A 20437-nucleotide genomic window follows, 5' to 3' on the forward strand; every position below is an offset into this window, starting at 1 on the left:
CCACGATCTCGCCGTGCCCGCGACGGCGATCCCGAGTCGTCCGGTCACCAGCAGCTGGTCGGAGAGTTTCGGGCGGCGAGCACGACGGCAGGAGCGAGCGGGACGAGCTCGATCTCCCGTGCGCCGCAGGGGCAGAGTAGATAACCGACGACCCCCTCGCTGGTCGAGTGGCGGGAGAGTCGGGTCCAGCGGTGCTCGTGCATGCACCGATGCTCTCGTAAGGGATCGGAGGCGTTCAACCATTACAGTCGGCGGATGACCTTCGACCACCGGCACCAGGTCGGTCCGCGACTCGCGGCCGCGCTGGTGAACGCCGCGCCCGACGACCCGATCGAGCCGCTGCTGCAGGCGCAGGGCGTCCGCGAGCCGGGCCTCGCTCCGTCCGACACGCTGGCGCTGCGGGACTGGGCGGCGCGGCTGCGGCGCGTCTTCGCGGCCGGCTCGGTCCAGGCGCGCTGCGGCGAGGTGAACGGCCTGCTCGCGGAGGTCGCCGGATCGCTGTTCGTCGCCACCCACGACGGGATGCCGCCGCATCTGCACCTCGTTCCCGACGGCAGTGACGTCGTCACCCGGGTGCGCTCGGTGACCGCAGGAGGTCTCGCCTTCTTCGTGTCCGCGGCGGCGGGGCTCCGGATGGGCGTCTGCGCCCGAGGAGGCTGCGACCGGGTGTTCGTCGACGAGTCCCGCGCCGGCCGGCAGCGCTACTGCTCCGCGCGCTGCGGCAACACGGACGCGGTCGCGAGGCACCGGTCCTCGAGGCCCTAGTGCAGGGTCGCAGTGCGGGGAGCGCGGCCGGGGCAGAACTGCAGGGAGCGGCGCTCAGTCGGTGCGCAGCGTGCTGTCGCCGCGGGCGCCCACCACGACGCGGAGCCCGATCGGCAGCCGCTCGCGCATCGCGTCGACGTGGCTGATGAGCCCGATCGTGCGACCGCCGGACCGCAGCGCGTCGAGCGTGCCCAGCGCGGTCTCGAGGGTCTCGGCGTCGAGCGAGCCGAAGCCCTCGTCGATGAACATCGTCTCGAGCGTGATGCCGCCCGACTGGGCCGTGACGACGTCGGCGAGACCGAGGGCGAGCGCGAGTGACGCGAGGAACGTCTCGCCTCCCGAGAGCGAGGCGGGCTGGCGGCGCACGCCTGTGAACGCGTCGAGCACCTCGATCCCGAGGCCGGAGGAGGCGTTGCGGTAGGCGAGGGAGTCGTCGTGGAGCAGCGAGTAGCGGCCGCTCGTCATCGCGCCGAGGCGGAGGTTCGCCGCGCCCACGATCTCCTCGAGGCGGCCCGCGAGCGCGAACGCCTCGAGATCCATGCGACGCGTGTTCTGCCCGCGCCCGTCGATCGTCTCGGCGAGCGCGCGCAGCTCCTCGTGCCGACGGAGCCGGCCCTCGAGCGAGAGCAGCCTGCTCTCGGCGAGGGCGGCCAGCTCGGCCAGTCGTGCGGCGCGGTGCTCGAGCACCGAGAGCCGCGAGCGCGCCTCGTCGCGGCGGGCGGAGGCGAGCCGGGCCGCTTCCTCGGCGCCGGCGAGGTCGACGGGGGTCGTGGGCAGCCCCTGCAGCTCGGGCTCCGCGAGTACCGCGTCGACGGCGGCCCGGCGCCGTTCGTGCTCGGCGACGACGGCCTCGGCCCGCGCACGCTCGCCCGCGGTGAGCGCCGCCGCCTCGGCGGAGGCCGCGCTCTCGAAGCCGCGCTCGGCGAGCACCGACGCGAGGTGCTCCTGCGCCTCATCGGCGGCACGGGTGCGCACGACCAGGAGGTCCTCCGCCGCCACGAGGGCATCGGCGACGCGGCGCCGCTCGGTCAGCTCGGCCACGCGGGAGGCGATGCTGTCGGCGCCGTCGCGCTGCGCCTCGACCCTCTCGAGGAGGGTCCGCAGCGCCTCGGCCGCGATCGTCGCCTCCCGGGTCAGGCGGTCGTCGTCGGTGCGGGCGCTCTCGCGGAGCGCGGTCAGCTCGTCGAGCCGGCGGCGCAGCGTGCCGCGCTCGCTCCGCAGGGCTTCGCAGCGCGACGCGGCGGCGCGGGCGGTGGCCAGCCGCTCGCGCCCCTCGATCAGCGCGAGGTCGAGAGAGGCCGGAGTGTCCACTCCCGCCCGCTCCTCGAGCGCGGCGAGCGCGAGCGCCGCGGTGCTCTCGCGATCACGGGCGCGGTCCATGGTCCGAGCGGCCGCGTCGACCGCTGCCCGGGCCCGGTCGAGGTCCTCGGTCGAGACCGGGGCGAGGTCGCCGTGCTCGGCCGGACGCGGGTGCTCGTGAGCACCGCAGACGGGGCAGGGCTCCCCGGGGACCAGGGCCGTGGCGAGCTCCCCGGCGAAGCCGGCGAACCGGCGGGAGACGAGGGCCGAGTGCTCGGCCGCGAGGTCGCGGTGCCGGCGTCCGGTCTCGGCGTAGGCCGTGCGGAGCGACGCGAGCGACGACGCGGCGGCCTCGCGCTCGACGGCGGCCGCGATCCGTCGCTCCAGCGCGGCGAGCTCCTCGGTGCGGGAGGGGACGGTCGCCGCCTGGGGAGTGAGCGACTCCTCCTCCGCGGCGAGGGCGTCGAGCCGGACCGGCAGCCCCTTCAGCTCGTCATCGAGCCGCTCGAGCGAGGCGAGAGCCTTCGCACGAGCGCGCTCGGCCCGCTCCACCGCCTTCTCGGCATCGGGGATCCGGCGCTCCTCGGCGAGGGCCTCCGCCAGTGCTCCCAAGCGGCGCCCGAGAGCCTCCGACCGGTCGGCGGCCCCGGCTCGCTCGGCGGGCTCCGCGAGCACGGCGCCGAACAGCTCGGCCGCGCCGTCTCGCTCGGCGGCCGCCCTCTCGGCCGCGGTGCGGGCGGACGCCGCCGACCGGAGCACCGGGAGTACTCCGTCGGCCCGACGTGCGAGCTCGACGCGCTCGCGCTGGGCGACGACGACGGCCTCGGCGACCGCGAGCTCCTCGCTCTCGCGCAGGGCTCGGGAGCGGCGATCCTGGGCGCGACGGAGGAGCGACGCGGCGTCGAGGGCCGCCCGCGCCTCGATCTGCGCGTCGTCGGCCCGATCGACGTCCGACCGCGCCTCGAGGAGCGCCGGCGCGAGGGAGGCGACGAGACCCGCGAACCACGCCGCATCGATCACCTCGCCCTCCTCCGTCCTGCCCAGGCGGCGCGCCTCGTCGGCGAGGGCCGCGACGGCCGACCTCTCCTCCTCGAGGGCGGCGGCGCTCTCCTGCCGCTGATCGAGCAGGCGCCGCCGGAGCAGCTCGTAGCGCTCGGTGGCGAAGAGCGTGCGCAGCAGCTTCTGCCGCTCGTCGTTCTTGGCGAGGAGGAACTCGTGGAAGCGGTTCTGCGCCAGCAGGATCACCTGCAGGAACTGGTCCTTCGTCAGCCCGACGATGCGGCCGATCTCGATCCCCGTCTCCTTCGCGCTGGAGGAGACGCCGCTCCAGGAGCCGCCCACGCACTCCAGGAGCGAGACCTTCGCCGCCTGTCGCGTCGTGCCGCCCCCGCGCTTGGCCGGGCGCTCGTACTCGGGCGAGCGCCGGATCCGGTAGAGCCGCCCCGCGGCCTCGAAGTCGAGTTCGGCGAACGTCTCGTCCTCGGGCGCGCTGTGATCGCTCCGGAGTCGTGCCGACGTGCCGTCGAAGCGGGGCACGGAGCCGTAGAGGGCGAAGCTGATCGCGTCGAGGATCGTCGACTTGCCCGCGCCGGTGCGGCCCGCGATGAGGTAGATGCCGACGTCCTCGAGTCGGTCGAAGTCGATCTCCTGAGGGTCGCGGAACGGTCCGAGTCCGGCGAAGGCGAGGCGCCGGATCCTCACCGCAGGGCCTCGGCGTCGACCGCCGCGAGAGCGTCGAGGACGATCCCGCGCTCGGCGTCGGAGGCGCCGCGGCCGCGCACGTGGGCGAGGAAGTCGTCGACGATCTCGACGTCGCTGCGCCCGCGGATCCGCTCGGCGTAGGCGGTCGGCTCGCCGGCGGGCGCGCTCGGCGGCCGGTGCTCCAGGGTCACGCAGCCGGGGAATCGGGACTGCAGACGCGCCATCGCGTCGAGGGGGCGCACCTCGTCGGTCAGCACGGCCGAGACCCAGTCCTGCTCCTCCTGCGCGAGCGTCGGATCGGCCAGCAGCTCGTCGAGCCGCCCCTCGATCACGCTGAGCCTGCGGGGCACGGGAAGCGGCGACCAGCGGACGTCCTGCAGCCCGTCGGCGCCGACCTCCACGATCCAGCCGCCGCGGGGCTTCGCCGCCTCGCCGAAGGAGTAGTGCAGGGGCGCACCGGAGTAGCGGACGTTCGGCAGCAGCTCGGCCCGGCCGTGGATGTGCCCGAGAGCGGCGTAGTCGGCGTCGGCGAAGTGGTCGACCGAGACGTAGTCGATGCCCCCGGCGGTGATGTCGCGCTCGACGGTGCCGGCGGGCGCGCCGACGGCGAAGCAGTGCGAGAGGACGACCCAGCGTCGCCCGGCGGCCCCGGCCGAGGCGCGGATCCGCCGCATCGCGAAGGCGAGGACGTCCTCGTGCCGGCGGAGCGACTCCTCGGGGTGCCGGTGGCGGTAGAGCGCCGGCTCGAGGTAGGGGATGCCGTAGACGCCGACCTCCCCGTGCTCGTCGCGGAGCACGACCGGCTCGGCGTACGCCTCGGGATCGGTGAGCACGTGGACGCCGGAGGTGCGCAGGAGCCCGGCCTGGAAGCCCAGCCGCGCGGGGGAGTCGTGGTTGCCGCTGGTCAGGACGACCTCGGCGCCGGCGCCGCGGAGCTCCTCGAGCGTGCGGGTGAGCAGGGCGTAGTGCTCGCCGGCCGGCACCGCCGAGTCGAAGACGTCGCCCGCCACGAGCACCACGTCGACGGCCTCCTCGCGCACGGTCGCGACGAGCGCCTCGAGCACCCGGCGCAGCGCGGGCACGCTCGAATGACCGTGGAAGGTGCGGCCGATGTGCCAGTCGGAGGTGTGGAGCAGCTTCACCGACGTCGTCCCTCCTGGCGTGCGGGGTGGCCCCCCTGACTCGCTCCAGGCTACTGAGGGCCTCCGACACCGCCCGACCGCCCGGCCGCGTCGGGGCGGATCGACGTCGGACACCCGCTGTTCACCGGGAGGTGCACAATGGGTCGTCGGCGAAGGCGAGAGGAGTCGACCGTGAAGCTTCCCCGCGTCCCCTCCCTCGGTCTCGGCTCGCGTACGCGCGCGGCCGCCGAGGACACCGCCCCGATCGAGCGGCTGCGCCCCGTCGAGGCTCCGCCGCGCACCAGCACCGTCGACAACGCGATCTACCAGGACGGCCGCCGGATCGTCTCGCCCGGGAGCATCCCGGAGGCGCTCTCCGCGCTGCAGCGGCTCCCCGACGCCATGGCCTGGATCGGGCTCTACCGCCCGACCGAGGGCGAGCTCGCGGCTCTCGAGGACGAGTTCTCGATGCACCCCCTCGCGATCGAGGACGCGATCAGCGCCCACCAGCGGCCGAAGCTCGAGCGCTACGGCAGCGACATGTTCGTGGTCCTGCGGGCCGCGAGCTACGCCGATCAGCGCGAGGAGGTCGACTTCGGCGAGCTGCACCTCTTCGTCGGCCCGAACTTCGTGGTGACCGTCCGGCACTCCGAGAAGCCGGACCTCTCCCTCGTGCGGCGCCGGATGGAGGCCGACCCCGAGCTCCTGCGCAAGGGCCCGGTGGCGGTCCTCTACGCGATCCTGGACGCCGTGGTCGACCAGTACTCGCCGGTGGTCGCCGGCCTCGAGAACGACATCGACGAGATCGAGGCCCAGGTCTTCGAGGGGGACCCCGCGGTGTCACGGCGCATCTACGAGCTGAGCCAGGAGGTGCTCGACTTCCAGCGCGCCACCCGGCCGCTCACGGGCATGCTCGGACGCCTCGTCACCGACTTCGAGGTGTTCCGCGAGGACGTCGAGCTGCGCCGCTACCTCCGCGACGTCGCCGATCACGTCGCCGTCGTCGACGAGCGCGTCGAGGGCTTCCGGACGACCCTCCGCGAGATCCTCGCGGTGAACGCGACCCTCGTCGCGCAGCGGCAGAACGAGGACATGAAGCGGCTGGCGGAGGCGGGCAACCAGCAGAACGACGAGGTCAAGCGCATCTCGGCCTGGGCGGCCATCTTCTTCGCGCCGACCATGATCTCGAGCGTCTACGGCATGAACTTCGACGTGATGCCGGAGCTGCACGTGGCGTGGGGCTACCCGGCCGCGCTGGGGCTGATGGTCGCGTCGAGCGTGATCCTGCACCGCCTGTTCAAGCGCTGGGGTTGGCTCTGACACGGTGAGCGGCAGCGGGTCCGGTCGGAGCGGCGCCCGCGCTCTCCCGGAACGAGGGCGGGAGGAGCCGCCGGTGATCCGGCTGCCCCTCCCGAGGTCCTACTTCCGGTCGTCCGCGGAGCCCGGTTCCGCGACCTCGGTTCCGTCGGCCCCCGAGGCGTCGCCGTCGGTGTGCAGATCGGTGTCACCCGGGATGCTGAAGTCGCTCAGCGGGTCCAGGGGCTTCTCGTCGGACTTCTCGTCGCGTTCGCTCATACCTGCACCCTACGAGCGTCCGACGAGCCGCTGCACCGCGGTGACCGGGATCGACAGCCACTGGGGGCGATTGCGAGCCTCGTAGATCGCCTCGTAGACGGCCTTGTCGAGCTCGAACGCGTCGAGCACGGCGCGGTGCGCCTCGACGGCGTCGCCCGCGCGCTCGGAGTACCCCTCGAGGAACGCGGCGCGGCTCGCCGCGGCCCACTCGGCGCGACTCGAGCCGGGGGAGCTCTGCTCGTGCGCTCCGGCGGCGTAGTCGAAGGAGCGCAGCATGCCCGCGACGTCGCGCAGGGCCACGTCGGGCATCCGCCGCTCGTTCATCGGACGCAGGGGCTCGCCCTCGAAGTCGAGCAGGACCCAGCCACGTCCGGGGACGAGGAGCACCTGCCCCAGGTGGTAGTCGCCGTGGATGCGCTGCAGCCGGGGCCAGGGCGCGGCCGCGGCCGCGCGGAAGACGGCGTCGATCGCCTCGGAGTCCTCTGCGATGACCGGCACCTCCGACGAGGCGATCCGCAGGCGACGGCGCATGGTGGCGACGATCCGCTCGACGACCTCGGGAGTCGCCTCCTCCGTCTCGAGGACGTCGGCGAGCGTGGCGTGCACCGCGGCGGTCGCCGAGCCCAGCTCGCGGGCGGGGCCGGTGAAGTCGGAGTCGGCGCCGACCGCCTCGAGGGCGACCCGCCACGCGTCCTGGACACCGGGGAGGAACTCCTGGGCGAAGGCGAGGTGCCCGAAGGCCCGCCCGCTCGGCTCGCCCTCATCGTCCCACTCGCCCGTGACGTTGCCGATGACGGGCGGGACCAGAGCGCTGCCGGCCGCGTTGAGCGCCGACTGCACCGTCACGTCGGGGTTGTCGCCGTGGTGCAGCGCTCGGAAGACCTTGACGATCACGGGGGTGCCGGCGGAGCCGTCCTCCGCCGTGGTCGACACGATGACGGAGGTGTTCGACTGCTCACCGCTGAGCACCTTCGACGACGCGAACGCGCCGATCACAGCACCCGGCTGCCGGTGCCCCTCGGCGCGGGCGCCGCCCTCGGCGCCGTCCTCGTCGGAGCGGCCGCCGTCGGCGATCATGCCGAGCAGAGCGCGCGCGAAGAAGGGGTCGCGCGGGGCGTCGTAGACCCAGCGCTCGCCGTCGGAGTAGACGAGCGCGTCCTCGAGGCCGGCGACGGGTGCCGGGTGCACGGACACGGGCACCTGGTAGAGCACGGGCGATGTCCCCGCCCGGTCGATGAAGAGGTGGTCCACCACCTCACCGCCCTCGGGGTGCAGCGACCACGCTCCGCGGACCTCGAGCTCGGGGCGCCGCCCCTTGCTCGCGTACCACCGCTGATCCGCCACCCATGCGGCGATCCGGTCGATCGACAGGCCTGCGCTCATGCTCTTCCCTTCGTCGGCACCCCGAACCCTACGCGTCGGGGGTGACACACGGGTGGGGCTTGCGGCGGGGCCGCCGGATCCGGAGCGGGACGCTCAGGAGGCTCCGAGCACGTCCAGCATCCACGCGTACTCGAAGGCCACCTCGCGCCAGCGCTCGTAGCGGCCGCTCACCCCGCCGTGCCCGGCCGTCATCTCGATCTTGAGCAGAGCCGGCGCCCCGGCCTCGCGGAGCCGCGCGACCCACTTCGCCGGCTCCACGTAGAGAACCCGGGTGTCGTTGAGGCTGGTCGTCGCGAGGATCCGCGGGTACCGCACTCCGTCCCGCACGTTCTCGTAGGGCGAGTAGGACTTCATGTAGGCGTAGACCTCGGCGTCGTGCAGCGGATCGCCCCACTCGTCCCACTCGATGACCGTCAGCGGCAGCGACGGATCCAGGATCGAGGTCAGCGCGTCGACGAACGGCACCTGGGCCAGGACGCCCGCGAACAGCTCCGGGGCGAGGTTCGCGACCGCGCCCACCAGCAGACCGCCGGCCGAGCCGCCCTGGGCGACGAGCCGCTCCGGAGTCGTGAACCCGGCCTCGACGAGGTGCCGGGCGGAGTCGACGAAGTCGGTGAACGTCGCCTTCTTGGTGAGCGTCCTGCCGTTCTCGTACCACGAGCGGCCCATCTCGCCGCCACCGCGCACATGCGCGATCGCGAAGACGACTCCGCGATCGAGCAGTGAGAGCCGGGGGATCGAGAAGCCGGGATCGATGCTCGCCTCGTAGGAGCCGTAGCCGTAGAGGATCAGCGGAGCCGGGGCCGTGTCGGGATCGGCGGCGTCGCGGCGCCAGACCAGGGAGAGCGGGATCCGCGTGCCGTCCTGCGCCGTCGCCCACTCCCGGCGCTGCACGTAGCGCTCGGGGTCGTAGTCGCCGAGCACGGGCTGCTGCTTCAGCACGGTGCGCCCGCCGGTCGCGACGTCGAGCGAGAGCACCGTCGAGGGGGTGACGAACGAGGTGTACGCGAGGCGGAGGGACGTCTGCTCCCACTCCGGATTGCCGGCGAGCCCCGCATCGTAGAGCGGCTCGTCGAAGACGATCTCGTCGAGCGCGGCCTCGCCGTCGCCCTCCCGGAGCAGGCCCAGGCGCGTCGCGCCCTCCGACCGGTAGGAGACGACCACGTGCCGGGCGAAGGCGTCGACGCCCTCGATGCGGCGACCGGCGAGGTGGGGCACCACGACGCGCCGCTGCTGCGCGCGCTCCTCGGCACTCAGGGAGAGATCGGCCGGCTCCTCCACGATCTCGAAGTCGAGCGCCGCGTCGTTGTGCACGATGAGGAGGCGGTCTCGCCCGTCGAGGACGGCGTGCTCGACCTCGTACTCCACTCCCTCGCGCCGCGGCCACACGGAGCGGAACTCGCCGGTGGGGTCCTGCGCGTCGAGCAGGAGGCACTCGCTGGTGATCTTGCTGCCGATCTCGATGACCAGGAAGCGGCGGCTGCGGGTGAGGCCGACGCCGATCCAGTAGCGCTCGTCAGGCTCGGTGAAGACGACCACGTCGGCGGCGGCGTCGGTGCCGACCTCGTGGCGCATGATCGTGTCCGGCCGCCACGACTCGTCGACGGTCGGGTAGAAGACGTGGCGGGCGTCGGCGCCGAAGGTCGCTCCGCCGCCCGTCTGCTCGACGACGTCGGGCAGGTCCTCGCCGGTCGCGAGGTCGCGGATGCGGAGCGTGTAGCGCTCGTCGCCCTCGACGTCCGTGCCGAAGAGCAGGTAGCGGCCGTCGGCGCTGATGTCGAAGCTGCCGAGGGAGAAGAACTCGTGCCCCTCCGCCTCGGCGTTGCCGTCGAGGACGATCTGCTCGCCGGGGAGCTCGGCGCCCTCTCCGAGGGCGGGCGGGGTCCAGTCGTCGGGCCCGCTGATCGGAGCCCGGCAGTGCACCGCGTACTGGCGGCCCTCGAAGGAGCGCGAGAAGTACCACCAGGCGCCCTCGCGGACGGGCACCGACAGGTCGGTCTCCTTCGTCCGCGAGCGGATCTCCTCGAAGAGCCGCTCCCGCAGCGGCGCCAGCGGCTCGAGGACCGCGTCGGTGTAGGCGTTCTCGGCCTCGAGATGGGCGAGGACCCCGGGGTCCTCCTTCTCGCGGAGCCACTCGTACTGATCGACCACCGTGTCGCCGTGATGACGGCGCTCCAGGGGGACGCGGCGGGCGACGGGCGGGACGGGCGCAGTCATCCCCTCAGCCTAAGCCGGAGCGGCACCCGGGCGCCCCGGGGTGCGCCGCACGCGTCCGCCGTGCGCAGAATGGACCATGCCGAGTGCGAAGAAGTCGAAGAAGCCCGCCGCGACCGGGGGTCGCACCTCGCACACGCAGACCGAGATCGAGCGCAAGTACGACGTCGGCGCCGAGACCGAGCTGCCCGATCTCGCGGGAGCCGGACCAGTGGCGTCCACGGAGCGCCAGGCCCCGGTCGCTCTGCGGGCCGAGTACTTCGACACCTCGGGGCGCGCCCTCTCGCGCGGCCGCATCACCCTGCGGCGCCGGGCGGGCGGAGCGGACGAGGGCTGGCACGTCAAGCTTCCCGGCTCCGCGGGGCGCACCGAGATCCACGCGCCGCTCACCGAGTCCAGCACGGTGCCGGCGGTCATCCGCTCGGCGGTGCTCGGCCACGTCGGCCGCTCGCGGCTCGAGCCCCTCGCCCTGCTCGAGACATCGCGGGGGATCACCCGAGTGCTCGCCGCCGACGGCCGCCAGCTCGCCGAGGTGGCCGACGACCTCGTCGTCGCCCGCGACGAGCGCACCGGAGTCGAGCGGCGCTGGCGGGAGTGGGAGGTCGAGCTCGTCGATGCCCCCGGGGGCGAGGGGGAGGCGGTGCTCGAGGCGGTGGAGCGGCGGCTGCTCGAGAGCGGCGCCCGACCGGCCGAGAGCGCGTCGAAGCTCGCCCGCGCGACCGGGGGGCCGATCGACGTGAGCCGTTCCGCCCCGCGCGACGGGGGAGAGGCGGCGCTCGCCGCGGTCGTCGAGCTGCTGGCCGAGCTCCGCGCCGTCGACCCCTTCGTGCGCCTCGAGGCCGAGAACGCACTGCACCGGATGCGGACGCTCTGCCGGCGGCTGCGCAGCGTGCTCGCCGCCTCCCGCTCGGTCCTGGACCGCAGCGCCACCGATCCGATCCGCGACGAGCTGCGCTGGCTGGGCGGAGTCCTCGGCGCCGCGAGGGACGAGGAGGTGCTGGGAGCCCGGCTGCGCGCCGGTCTCGCCGCCGCCGCCGAGCAGCTGCCCGCGGCCGCCGTGTCGGAGTCGAGCATCCTGGTCGACATCGAGGGCCGGCACGGTGTCGCGCTCCGCCGCGTCGCCCGCACTCTGCGCGGCGGCCGGTACCTCGACCTGCTGGCGTCGCTCGACGAGCTGATCGGCGACCCGCCGAGGACCGCGAAGGCGGGCTCGAGCGCTCGGAAGCTGGTGAAGCGGTCGCTGAAGAAGGAGCTGTCGCGTCTGGAGACGGCGCGCAGCGGACCGGATCGGCACGAGGTCCGCAAGGCGGCGAAGCGGCTGCGCTACGTCGTCGAGGCGTGGCGCTCGGTCGTCCCCTCCGCGGTCGGCCCCCGCGTGCACCGGAGGGGGAGCGTCGCGGAGGACATCGCGGACGCACTGGGGGAGCAGCGCGACGCGCTCGCCGCACGCCGCGCACTGGGCGAGCACTCCGCTCGCGCCGCCCGGCTCGGCGAGCCGGCCGCGGCCCTCGGCGTCGCGTTCGCCGAGGAGGGGCACCGGGCCCGGGATGCGCAGAGCGCCGCCGACGAGGCCTTCGCGCGATTCGACTCGCTGTCAAGCTGATCCGGCGGTAACGCACGGGAAACAGGCGGCGGATAATGTGAATCATGCCTTCCGTCCGTGCTCTCCCGTCCCCGCTCCTGCGTCCCCGCCATTTCGACCGGGACGACGTCGTCGTCCACGCCGGTCTGTTCTCGCTGGTGAACTCGAGTACGACGCCGAAAGCAGCCTGGACGGAAGACCTGATCGCGATCGGCGAGGTGCTCGACGAGGCGGAATTCCCCTACCGGCTGATCCGCGGCACCGACGGCGCTCCGTTCCTCGCGGTCGACCGCTCGCTCGGCACCGAGCTCGCGACCCTGCTGGCCCGCGCCTTCGCGACCGAGCCCTTCTACGTGAAGACCCTCGACAAGCGCGGCACGCCGCCGCACCTGATCGCCGAGGGCATGATCGCGCCCTACCCGCGCGCCTACGTCTTCTCGCTCTTCCGCCCCCGCGTCTCCTCCACCGGATCACTCCGCTACGGCGCCCGCAGCGGAGTGCGTCTCGAGCTGTGGAAGGTGGGCGAGGAGGAGATCATCACTCCCGCCGAGAACGCGCTCATGCGCAACAGCCTCCCCGTCGCCGAGGCCATCGACGCGCACGTCGAGGCCTACGGACGCACCTGGCCGACCTTCGAGGGCATGTTCGAGCCGCTCGTCAGCGACATCCGCTTCGAGGTCGACATCGTCTTCTCGTGGGTCGACGGCACCGATCTCGAGTTCCAGCGCGCCCGCGCCGCCCGCATGGCCAGCTACGTGGTCGGCGAGGGCGACGACGCCCCTGCCCGCTTCCGCCAGATCGACGAGCTCAAGTACGCGCTGCGCAGCGTCTACATGTACGCGCCCTGGATCCGGCACATCTACATCGTCACCGACTCGCCCCGTCCCCGGTGGCTCGACGAGCACCCGGACGTCACCCTCGTGCGCAGCGAGGACCACTTCCGCGATCTCTCGGTGCTGCCGACCCACAACTCGCACGCCGTCGAGAGCCAGCTGCACCGCATCCCCGGGCTCGCCGAGCACTTCCTCTACTCCAACGACGACATGTTCTTCGGGCGCCCGGTCGATCCGTCGATCTTCTTCTCGCCCGGAGGCATCACCAAGTTCATCGAGGCGACGACCCGCATCGGCATGGGCGACTCCAACGCCTCCCGGAGCGGCTTCGAGAACGCCGCGCGCGTCAACCGGCGCCTGCTGCGCGAGCGCTTCGGTGCGATGACCACCCGTCACCTCGAGCACGCGGCGACTCCGCTGCGCAAGAGCGTGATGGCCGAGCTCGAGACCGAGTTCGAGCCCGAGTTCACCGCGACCGCCGCGAGCCGCTTCCGCTCCTCGAGCGACGTCTCGGTCACCAACTCGCTCTACCACTACTACGCGCTGATGACCGGGCGCGCCGTCGTGCAGGAGAACGCCAAGGTGAAGTACGTCGACACGACGATGCACCAGGGCCTGAAGGACATGAAGAAGCTGCTGAAGAACCGCGGCGTCGACTTCTTCTGCCTCAACGACGGCAGCTTTCCCGAGATCTCGGCCGAGGCGCGCACCAAGGCCGTCATCGGGTTCCTCGAGGAGTACTACCCGATCGCCGCCCCGTGGGAGCGCGAGGACTGATCGTGCTCTGGAGCGTCGGCGGCGCGGTCGTCGGACTGCTGCTGGGGATCGCGAGCTCGCTCGTGTTCCCCGGCATCGGGGTCGGAGCGGGCGTGGGCGTCGGGCTCGCGCTCGGTGCCGCGCTGGCCTTCGCCGGTCACCTGTTCGCCCGCGACCGGGCGCGGGGGCGCTCGGAGCGCTGAGGACGGGCGCTGCTCGTCCTGGGCCTCCCACCTTCGCTCGTCACGGACTCCGCGCTGACGACGGAGTGCTCTCCGGCAGGAGAGGGCTCGGCGCGACGGACCTCGAGTCGGCGGAGCGGCGGATCGTTTCGAACGACCACGCGGTGGCCGGTCCGCTCTTGTGGAGAAGGGCTCTCACGTCCCTCCTCAGAACGGAGGTGGATCGCCGTCGACCGGCAGTCTCCCGGAATCCGTGCTCTGGAACGGCTGCGGCGGTGGCTCCGGCGCGGTGGTGTGGTGTCGTCCGGTGGGGCTAGTCCAGTGGAGGATTCCGCCCGGTCGGTGGTGGACCTGCCAGGTGGTGGTGTGGCGGAGTCGGTGGTGGTGGCGGCAGAGGTGGGCGAGGTTGTCGGCGTCGGTCGGTCCGTCGTGCTGCCACTCGATGCCGTGGTCGACGTCGCTGTCGCGGGCGGAGCGGGTGCAGCCGGGGAACCGGCAGGTGGCGTCTCGGTGGGCGAGGGCCCGGCGGAGGTCTGCCGGGACACGGTAGGTGGTGCGTCCGACGGAGAGGATCGCGCCGGTCTCGGGGTGGGTCAGAATTCGGGTGAAGGAGGGAGCGTCGGCGGCCAGGCGTCGGGCCGTGGCGGGGTCGATGGGTCCGTAGCCGTCGAGGAAGCCGGGTTCGTCGGAGCGTCCGAGCAGGGTCAGGACGGGCACGGTGACGGAGACCCGCGGCCGCATGCCCCGTGGGACCGCTGTCGCGGGCTGGGAACCATCCGGGCCCGGCGCGGTCTCGCCGTCGAGGAAGAGCGCGGTGGCGACGTCGGCGCGCAGCTGTCCGAGGGTGCGCTCCTCGTCGGGAAGGTCTTTCAGGCTGCGGGCGACGCGGTCGATGCGGTCGAAGGCTCCGTGCGCGTCGGGGGCGGGGAGGTGCAGGTGGAGGGTGGTCATGCCGTCGAGGTCGCCGTCGAGCCACACGCCGCGGCGGGCGGCGCACCGAGCGTGGCGGTCGGTGAGCGACTCCGGGTGCAGGCGCTCGCGCAGTGACCGCAGGCGGCGCCGGAGCTGGGGGAGGTGTGCACTCGCGAGCGAGAGGCGTTGCGGCGTCGTCGAAGCGGCCGCGCACCTCGATCGGGAGATCGAGTGCGACCCGGATGATCACGCGCGCGTGCTCGGGTGCGATCGCGGCTTCTCGCAGAGCCGTCAGAGTCTGCGGCAGCTCGTTGACGAGCATCCGGCTCTCCTCCACGATGACAGCAGCGAGGGATTCGGAGACCCGCATGCCGGTCGCGATCTCCGCGATCAGGGCTCGCATCGCGGCTTCCTCGCGTTCGACGTGCGCCTGCACGCGGGGATCGACGAGCGCATCCGGGAGCGTCATCGCCGTGCGGCGGGCGAGCTCGATCAGTTGCGCCCGCTCGGCTTCGGCTCGTGCGCGGAACGCGTCGACCGCGCACGCGGCTCCGACGGCGGCGACGAGGGCGTCGTCGAAGCACTCGCGCACGCTCGGACCGCCGCCCGCGGGCCTCGCCTCGACATCCAGAAGAACCATACGAGGATGACACCACCGACCACCGACATCACGAGTGCGATCGCGCCGTCCAGAGGCGGAACGTGCCAGGAGCGATTCGGAGGCAGACCTGCTGCTGGACGTGGATCTCGATACGCCCGCTGCGCGGGCTACTCGACCAGCGAGGGAGACGCCCGCTGCGCGCGCTACTCGATCAGCAGAGGAGGGCGGACGGACGCGGTGCGGTGCGGTGCTGCTCGATCCGAGGAGGTGAGTGGCGGACGCGGTGCCTGCCGTTCGATCAGCGGAGGACGGCGGACAGAGGCGATCCGGGCTGGGCGATGGAGGAAGAGCGAGCGACGATCGTCGAAGACGCCCCCGCGGCGGGCGCCCGACGAGCCGTGCGCTAGGCGCTGACGCCCACGCGCTCCTCGAGCGGCGGGTAGAGCGCCTCGTCGCGCGAGACCGGTGCCGCGGTGGCCGGGGCGATCTCGACGCCGGCGGCCGCGAGGATCCGCTCGGTCTCGTTCGCCGAGACGTACGAGACCTCGGTCGAGGTGCCGATCGGCACGACCGAGTGCAGCACCGTGCCGTCGTAGACGTGGATGAGGTTGAACGCCTGGGCGCCGTTCCGCGCGCGGGTGCCGCCGACCGGGACGTTGAGGTCCTGGGTGTAGCAGGTGGCCGAGGCGACCGACACGGGGATCCCCGCGAAGGTGGCGGTGGAGGAGTAGTGCAGGTGGCCCGCGATGATGCTGCGGACGTCGGACCCCTCGAGGACCTCGGCCAGCGCCGGCTGGTCGCGTAGCTCCACGAGCACCGAGAGGTCGAGCACGGACGGCACCGGCGGGTGGTGCAGCGCCAGGATCGTGCCGTGGGGTGCCGGGCTCGCCAGCTCCTCGGCGAGCCAGTCGAGCTGCGCGTCCGAGATCTCGCCGTAGTGGGCGCCGGGCACGGTCGAGTCGAGCGCGATGATGCGCAGACCGTTCACGTCGTGCACGCGGTCGACGGGCTGCGTGGTCGGGAGCTGGTCGAGCAGCTCCGAGCGGAGCGCACCGCGGTCGTCGTGGTTGCCCATGACCCAGATCACCTCGGCGCCGAGGCGGGCGGCCGCCGGCTCGACGACCGCGCGGAGCTTGGCGTACGCCTCCGGCTCGCCCTTGTCGGCGAGGTCGCCGGTGATGACGATCGCCTCCGGCCGTCCGCCGGACTCCTCGAGCTCGTCGAAGAGCCGGCGGAGCTGCGCCTCGCTGTCGACGTCGGAGCCGTAGAGGCCCCCGTCGCCCGCGATGAAGTGGGTGTCGCTGAGATGAAGGATGAAGTGGTTGGGCCGCGGGTACTCGGCCTGACGGACAGTCATGATCCTCGGGTTTCACGATCGGCGGGAGCTGAATCGGTTGTTCCAGCATCGGCACTGGCGAAGGTACGACGCGGGATCCAGGACTGCACCCGCTGACGCCAGTCCATCATCGCGGGGTGAACGAGGGGCCAACACGGCGCGGCGCGTCATCGAACGCTTTTCCCAGCAAGCGGCGCGAACCGGAGGAACGAGGGCGGATCGGCTCAGAGCCGGTGCAGCAGCCGCTCGTAGAACTCGATCGCGCGCTCGAACTGGTCGACCTCGACCGACTCGTCGGCTCCGTGGATGCCGAGCTGCTGCTGCGGGCTGATCTCGAAGGGGATGAAGCGGTAGACGCCGTCGCTGATCGCGTGGAAGTGGCGGGCGTCGCTGCCGCCGGTCTGCACGTACGGCGCGACGATCGCCTCGGGGAAGACCTCGTGGATCACGGATCGCAGCACGTCGTAGGGTCCGCCGTCGCCCCGCTCGCCGGTCGAGGAGACCGGGGAGGGCTCGTGCGCCACCCGCACCTCGACCTCGACCTGCGGGTCGTCGATGACGTCGCGGATCCGGGCGACCACTCCCGCGACGGTGCCGCCCGGGTTGATCCGCACGTTCGCGACCGCGCTGGCGGTCGACGCGAGGACGTTCGCGCCGGTGCTGCCGCGGAGCTGGGTGACGGCGACGGTGGTGCGCAGCATCGCGGCCGAGCGGTTGGAGTGCGCGGCGAGGGCGCCGATCACCGCGTCCGGGTGCTCGTGCGGGCGGGCGTACCAGACGGCGTGCGCCGCATCGGCGTGCGGAGAGGCCGCCTGCACGAGCTCGGCGATCGGCTCGGGCAGCGTGGACGGGAACGGGTTCTCGGTCAGCCGGTGGATGGCCCGCGCGAGCCGCTGCGTGGCGAGGAGCCCCGGGAAGGGCGGGGGAGCGGAGGCGTGGCCGCCGGCGTCGCGGCAGGTCAGCTCGAGGTTCATGATGCCGCGCTCGGTCACTCCGACGACGGCGATCGGAGTGGTGACGCCGGGCAGGATGCCGCGGCGGACGTTGCCGCCCTCGTCCAGCACGAAGCGGGGCCGCACGCCGCGCGCGGCGAGCAGGGCGACGACCGAGGGCGCGCCGTCGCCGGCCGTCTCCTCGTTGTGCGTCGAGAGGAGGTAGACGTCGCGCTCGGGACGCTCGCCGCGCAGCACCGCGGCCTCGACCGCTTCGAGCAGGGCCACGAGCGAGCCCTTGTCGTCGAGGGCGCCGCGGCCGATCACCGAGGTGCGCCCGTCGGGCCGCAGGACGGTGTCGGCGGCGAACGGCGAGCTCGACCAGTCCTCCGGGGTGACGCTGACGACGTCGTAGTGGGCCATCAGCACCGCGGGATCGCCGTCGACCGTGCCGCGCCAGCGCCAGAGCAGGGAGTGCCCGGCGACGATCTCGCGCTCCAGCGCGCCGTGCAGGGCCGGGTAGAACTGCTCGAGCAGCTCGACGAAGACCTCGAAGCGCGACCAGTCGGTCGCGGATTCGTCGGAGTGCGACACCGTGTCGACCCGCAGCAGGGCCTGGAAGCGCTCGAGCGCGGAGGTGGTCGTCACCGGGCTAGCCTACGACGGCGGTCACCGGCCTCCGGCCCGCGCGAGAGCGGAGGTGCGCGGTGACTCCACTGCCCGAGGTGTGCGTGGTCTACGTCCTTCGCGAGCGCGCGGGAGGCGTCGAGGTGCTGCTCGGCGAGAAGCGCCGGGGTCTGGGGCGGGGCCGCGTCGTCGCTCCGGGCGGGAAGCTCGAGCCGGGGGAGTCGCCGGTCGAGGCCGCCGTGCGGGAGCTCGCCGAGGAGGTCGGGCTGCACGCCGAGCCGCGTGATCTCGTCGCGCACGGGATCCTGGACTACCGCTTCCCGCACCGGCCCGAGTGGAGCCAGCGGTCGCACGTCTTCCTCTGCCGCCGGTTCTCGGGTGAGGTGACGGAGTCGAGCGAGCTCGCCGCATCCTTCGTCGCGGTGGACGACGTCCCGTTCGAGCGGATGTGGGACGACGCGAGGTTCTGGCTCCCCGGCGTCCTGCGGAACGGGGAGAGCGCGCGCTGGCGCTTCGACTTCGCAGCGGACCTCGCGAGCGTCGCCGACTCGGACGCTCCCGGCTGGCCGGGCGCTCGCTGAGCTCAGACCTCGAGCACGTCCCCGGGCTCCAGCGCGTGGTACTCGCCGCCGCCCTCGCGGGTCGCCCAGCCGAGTCGGTCGTGGCCCATGTTCCGGCCCGCCGCGGACAGCACCCCCTCGTGCGTCGCGAAGGCGTGCCGCGGTGCGAGGGCGAGCACGTGGTCCATCGACTCGGCGATCTTCATCCAGGGAGCACCGGAGGGCGCGGCCAGGATCTCCACGTCGACTCCGTCGGGCCGGGTGAAGGAGTCGCCCGCGTAGTAGAAGCGCCCGTTCACCAGCACCGCGACGTTGTCGATCACGGGGATCGAGCTGTGGATGACCGCGTGCCGCGAGCCGAAGAACCGCAGCTCGAAGGGACCGACCTCGACGGTGTCGCCGTCGGCGACGGTCTTGACCGCGAAGCCCTCCGCGGCCGCCGCGACGCCCGCCGGTCCGAAGAAGCGGATCGACGGGTTCGCCGAGCGCAGGCGCTCGAGCTGCTCGGGCGTCCAGTGGTCCGGGTGCTCGTGGGTGAGGACCACGGCCACGGTCCCGGGGGTGCCCTCGACGGGACGCGTGAATCCTCCGGGATCGATCACGAGGCGGGATCCGGCCTCCTCGACGAGGACGGCGGCGTGCTCGAGCTTGGTGAGTCGCATGCCTCCGAGCTAACCGCCCTCGTCGCCCGGTCGCAAGGCGGAGCCGTCAGGCCCGGCGGGCGGCGAGGGCGCCGGCGAACGCGGCGGCGGAGGACGGCGAGCTGTCGATCCGCCAGTCCACCTCCTTGTCGTGGTGGAACCACACCAGGCCGACCACGTCCTGCTGGACGTTCAGGTACCCGACCAGGTCGCTGATCCAGGCCGCCTTCGAGCCGCCGGCCTCGGCGGACGCCGTCTCGCCGATGATGATCGGTGTGCCGGGGGCCAGCGACCGCACCTGGTCCAGCCCCGCGGCGAAGAGCGCGCCGGCGGAGGTCCAGGAGCTCCAGGTCGTCGCCGTGCCCCAGTTGTAGCCGTCCAGCGCGAGGACGTCGACGGAGGCCGAACCCGGGAAGAGCGTGTCGAGCGGGACCGATCCGTCGTAGGGCACGTTCGGGCTCCACACCCACTGCACGTTCGTCGCGCCCTGCGCCTGGAAGATCGCGTGCACGTGGTTCCACGCCGCCGCGTAGGAGCCGGGAGCGTTCCCGTTCACGCCGTCCGACCAGGGGTACCAGTCGCCGTTCATCTCGTGCGCGTAGCGGAGCAGGACGGGCGAGCCCCAGGCGGCGAGGTCCCTCGCCCAGCTCGTGAGGTAGGCGTCGTGGTCCCCGGCGAGGATGCGCGCGGAGGAGTACGCGGGCTGGTCGACGCCGCCGCCCCAGCGCCAGGGCTCCCAGGTGATCAGGCTCGTCGCCCCGCGGGCGGCGACGCTGCGCAGGTCCGCGAGCGGAGCCGGCTGTCCGAAGTCCTGGTACGAGACGATGATCGACGGGCTCTCGCCGGCCAGCGTCGCGACGGCGTCGAGCTCGGCGTTCGCGGACGCTCCGCCGGGGGTCGTGACCCCGAAGCGGAGTCGCGCGCTGCTGATCACGGGCGCGGCCGGAGGGGCGGTGACGGTGAAGACCGCCGTCGCCGTCGCCGAGCCGGCTCGCGCCGAGACGGTCGCGGGGCCGGCCGCCGCGGCGGGGATCGTGATCGACGCGGAGAACGCGCCCGAGCCGTTGGTCGTGAAGGCGGCGGAGCGCCCGAGCACCGAGAGCGAGCCCGCGGAGCGCTTCGGGAAGGCTGCCCCGGTGACGACGACGTTCGTCCCGACCGGGCCGGACGCCGGGGAGAGGGCGACCGACGCGGGGGCGACCGCAGCGGCCGCCGTGGGGGCGGCGACGAGGGCGGCGGCGACGACTCCGAGGGCCAGGACGGCGGCGAGGAGTCGGGATCGGGGGTGCTGGCGGATCGGCATCTGTCGGCTCCTCAGGGTGGTGCGCCCGCCGAGCGGGTGGGGACTCGGGGGTCGTCCGCCCGCCGGGAAGCGGGTGGGGGGGGACCTCGAGCGTAGGAGCCGGGCGCCCCTCGC

16 protein-coding genes are annotated in these 20437 nt (G+C 73.2%); 6 read left to right on the forward strand and 10 right to left on the reverse strand.

Annotation, left to right across the window (positions count from 1 at the left end; genetic code table 11):
* Positions 1 to 255: 255 nt before the first annotated feature.
* On the forward strand, positions 256 to 765 hold the full coding sequence (locus AC0CID_RS01920; RefSeq protein WP_465225597.1) for a CGNR zinc finger domain-containing protein: 510 nt from the start codon (positions 256 to 258) through the stop codon (positions 763 to 765).
* A 54-nt stretch (positions 766 to 819) separates the two neighbouring features.
* Here the strand turns inward: AC0CID_RS01920 and AC0CID_RS01925 are convergent, their stop codons facing one another.
* The gene (locus AC0CID_RS01925; RefSeq protein ID WP_465225598.1) at positions 820 to 3765 is read right to left on the reverse strand and encodes an AAA family ATPase; all 2946 of its coding nucleotides are present in this window, start codon (positions 3763 to 3765) and stop codon (positions 820 to 822) included.
* Positions 3762 to 4907 carry an exonuclease SbcCD subunit D gene (locus AC0CID_RS01930; RefSeq protein ID WP_465225599.1) on the reverse strand — a complete coding sequence of 382 codons (1146 nt, stop codon included), beginning with the start codon at positions 4905 to 4907 and terminating at the stop codon, positions 3762 to 3764. The genes AC0CID_RS01925 and AC0CID_RS01930 overlap by 4 nt, the downstream gene beginning before the upstream one ends.
* 171 nt (positions 4908 to 5078) lie before the next feature.
* On the opposite strand from AC0CID_RS01930, the gene AC0CID_RS01935 reads away from it, so the two are divergent.
* Entirely contained in the window at positions 5079 to 6206 is a 1128-nt protein-coding gene (locus AC0CID_RS01935; protein WP_374070073.1) for a magnesium and cobalt transport protein CorA, read from the forward strand.
* Between the two features lie 99 nt (positions 6207 to 6305).
* On the opposite strand, the gene AC0CID_RS01940 is transcribed toward AC0CID_RS01935, so the two are convergent.
* The 3 genes from AC0CID_RS01940 to AC0CID_RS01950 form a co-directional block, all read right to left on the reverse strand.
* A complete protein-coding gene (locus tag AC0CID_RS01940) occupies positions 6306 to 6461 on the reverse strand; it encodes a hypothetical protein (RefSeq protein ID WP_465225600.1) in 156 nt (51 codons plus the stop codon).
* Between the two features lie 9 nt (positions 6462 to 6470).
* Entirely contained in the window at positions 6471 to 7844 is a 1374-nt protein-coding gene (locus AC0CID_RS01945) for a maltokinase N-terminal cap-like domain-containing protein (RefSeq protein ID WP_465225601.1), read from the reverse strand.
* 93 nt (positions 7845 to 7937) lie between these two features.
* Positions 7938 to 10061, reverse strand: coding sequence for a S9 family peptidase (locus AC0CID_RS01950; protein ID WP_465225602.1), 2124 nt, complete (start codon positions 10059 to 10061; stop codon positions 7938 to 7940).
* Positions 10062 to 10137: 76 nt separating this feature from the next.
* On the opposite strand from AC0CID_RS01950, the gene AC0CID_RS01955 reads away from it, so the two are divergent.
* The 3 genes from AC0CID_RS01955 to AC0CID_RS01965 are packed head-to-tail and all read left to right on the forward strand — an operon-like array spanning position 10138 to position 13432.
* Positions 10138 to 11661 carry a CYTH and CHAD domain-containing protein gene (locus AC0CID_RS01955; protein WP_465225603.1) on the forward strand — a complete coding sequence of 508 codons (1524 nt, stop codon included), beginning with the start codon at positions 10138 to 10140 and terminating at the stop codon, positions 11659 to 11661.
* A 44-nt stretch (positions 11662 to 11705) separates the two neighbouring features.
* Positions 11706 to 13250, forward strand: a complete 1545-nt coding sequence (locus AC0CID_RS01960; RefSeq protein WP_465225604.1) for a stealth family protein — start codon at positions 11706 to 11708, stop codon at positions 13248 to 13250.
* 2 nt (positions 13251 to 13252) lie between these two features.
* Entirely contained in the window at positions 13253 to 13432 is a 180-nt protein-coding gene (locus tag AC0CID_RS01965; RefSeq protein ID WP_465225605.1) for a hypothetical protein, read from the forward strand.
* 186 nt (positions 13433 to 13618) lie between these two features.
* Here AC0CID_RS01965 and AC0CID_RS01970 read toward each other — a convergent pair whose 3' ends face one another.
* The 3 genes from AC0CID_RS01970 to AC0CID_RS01980 all read right to left on the reverse strand — a co-directional run bounded on the left by AC0CID_RS01970 (position 13619) and on the right by AC0CID_RS01980 (position 17840).
* Positions 13619 to 14551, reverse strand: coding sequence for an HNH endonuclease signature motif containing protein (locus AC0CID_RS01970; protein WP_465228029.1), 933 nt, complete (start codon positions 14549 to 14551; stop codon positions 13619 to 13621).
* 776 nt (positions 14552 to 15327) lie between these two features.
* Complete coding sequence (locus tag AC0CID_RS01975; protein WP_465225606.1) at positions 15328 to 16281, reverse strand: phosphodiesterase; 954 nt, start codon at positions 16279 to 16281, stop codon at positions 15328 to 15330.
* Positions 16282 to 16484: 203 nt separating this feature from the next.
* Entirely contained in the window at positions 16485 to 17840 is a 1356-nt protein-coding gene (locus AC0CID_RS01980; protein WP_207402505.1) for a M20/M25/M40 family metallo-hydrolase, read from the reverse strand.
* 59 nt (positions 17841 to 17899) lie between these two features.
* Between AC0CID_RS01980 and AC0CID_RS01985 the strand changes: the two genes are divergently transcribed.
* Positions 17900 to 18400, forward strand: coding sequence for an 8-oxo-dGTP diphosphatase (locus tag AC0CID_RS01985; protein ID WP_465225607.1), 501 nt, complete (start codon positions 17900 to 17902; stop codon positions 18398 to 18400).
* A gap of 2 nt (positions 18401 to 18402) precedes the next feature.
* Here the strand turns inward: AC0CID_RS01985 and AC0CID_RS01990 are convergent, their stop codons facing one another.
* Both AC0CID_RS01990 and AC0CID_RS01995 read right to left on the reverse strand, forming a co-directional pair.
* Complete coding sequence (locus tag AC0CID_RS01990) at positions 18403 to 19041, reverse strand: MBL fold metallo-hydrolase (RefSeq protein WP_465225608.1); 639 nt, start codon at positions 19039 to 19041, stop codon at positions 18403 to 18405.
* Positions 19042 to 19087: 46 nt separating this feature from the next.
* Positions 19088 to 20323, reverse strand: a complete 1236-nt coding sequence (locus AC0CID_RS01995; RefSeq protein ID WP_465225609.1) for a glycoside hydrolase family 26 protein — start codon at positions 20321 to 20323, stop codon at positions 19088 to 19090.
* Positions 20324 to 20437 lie beyond the last annotated feature (114 nt).

Source organism: Rathayibacter sp. AC451 (assembly GCF_979253095.1).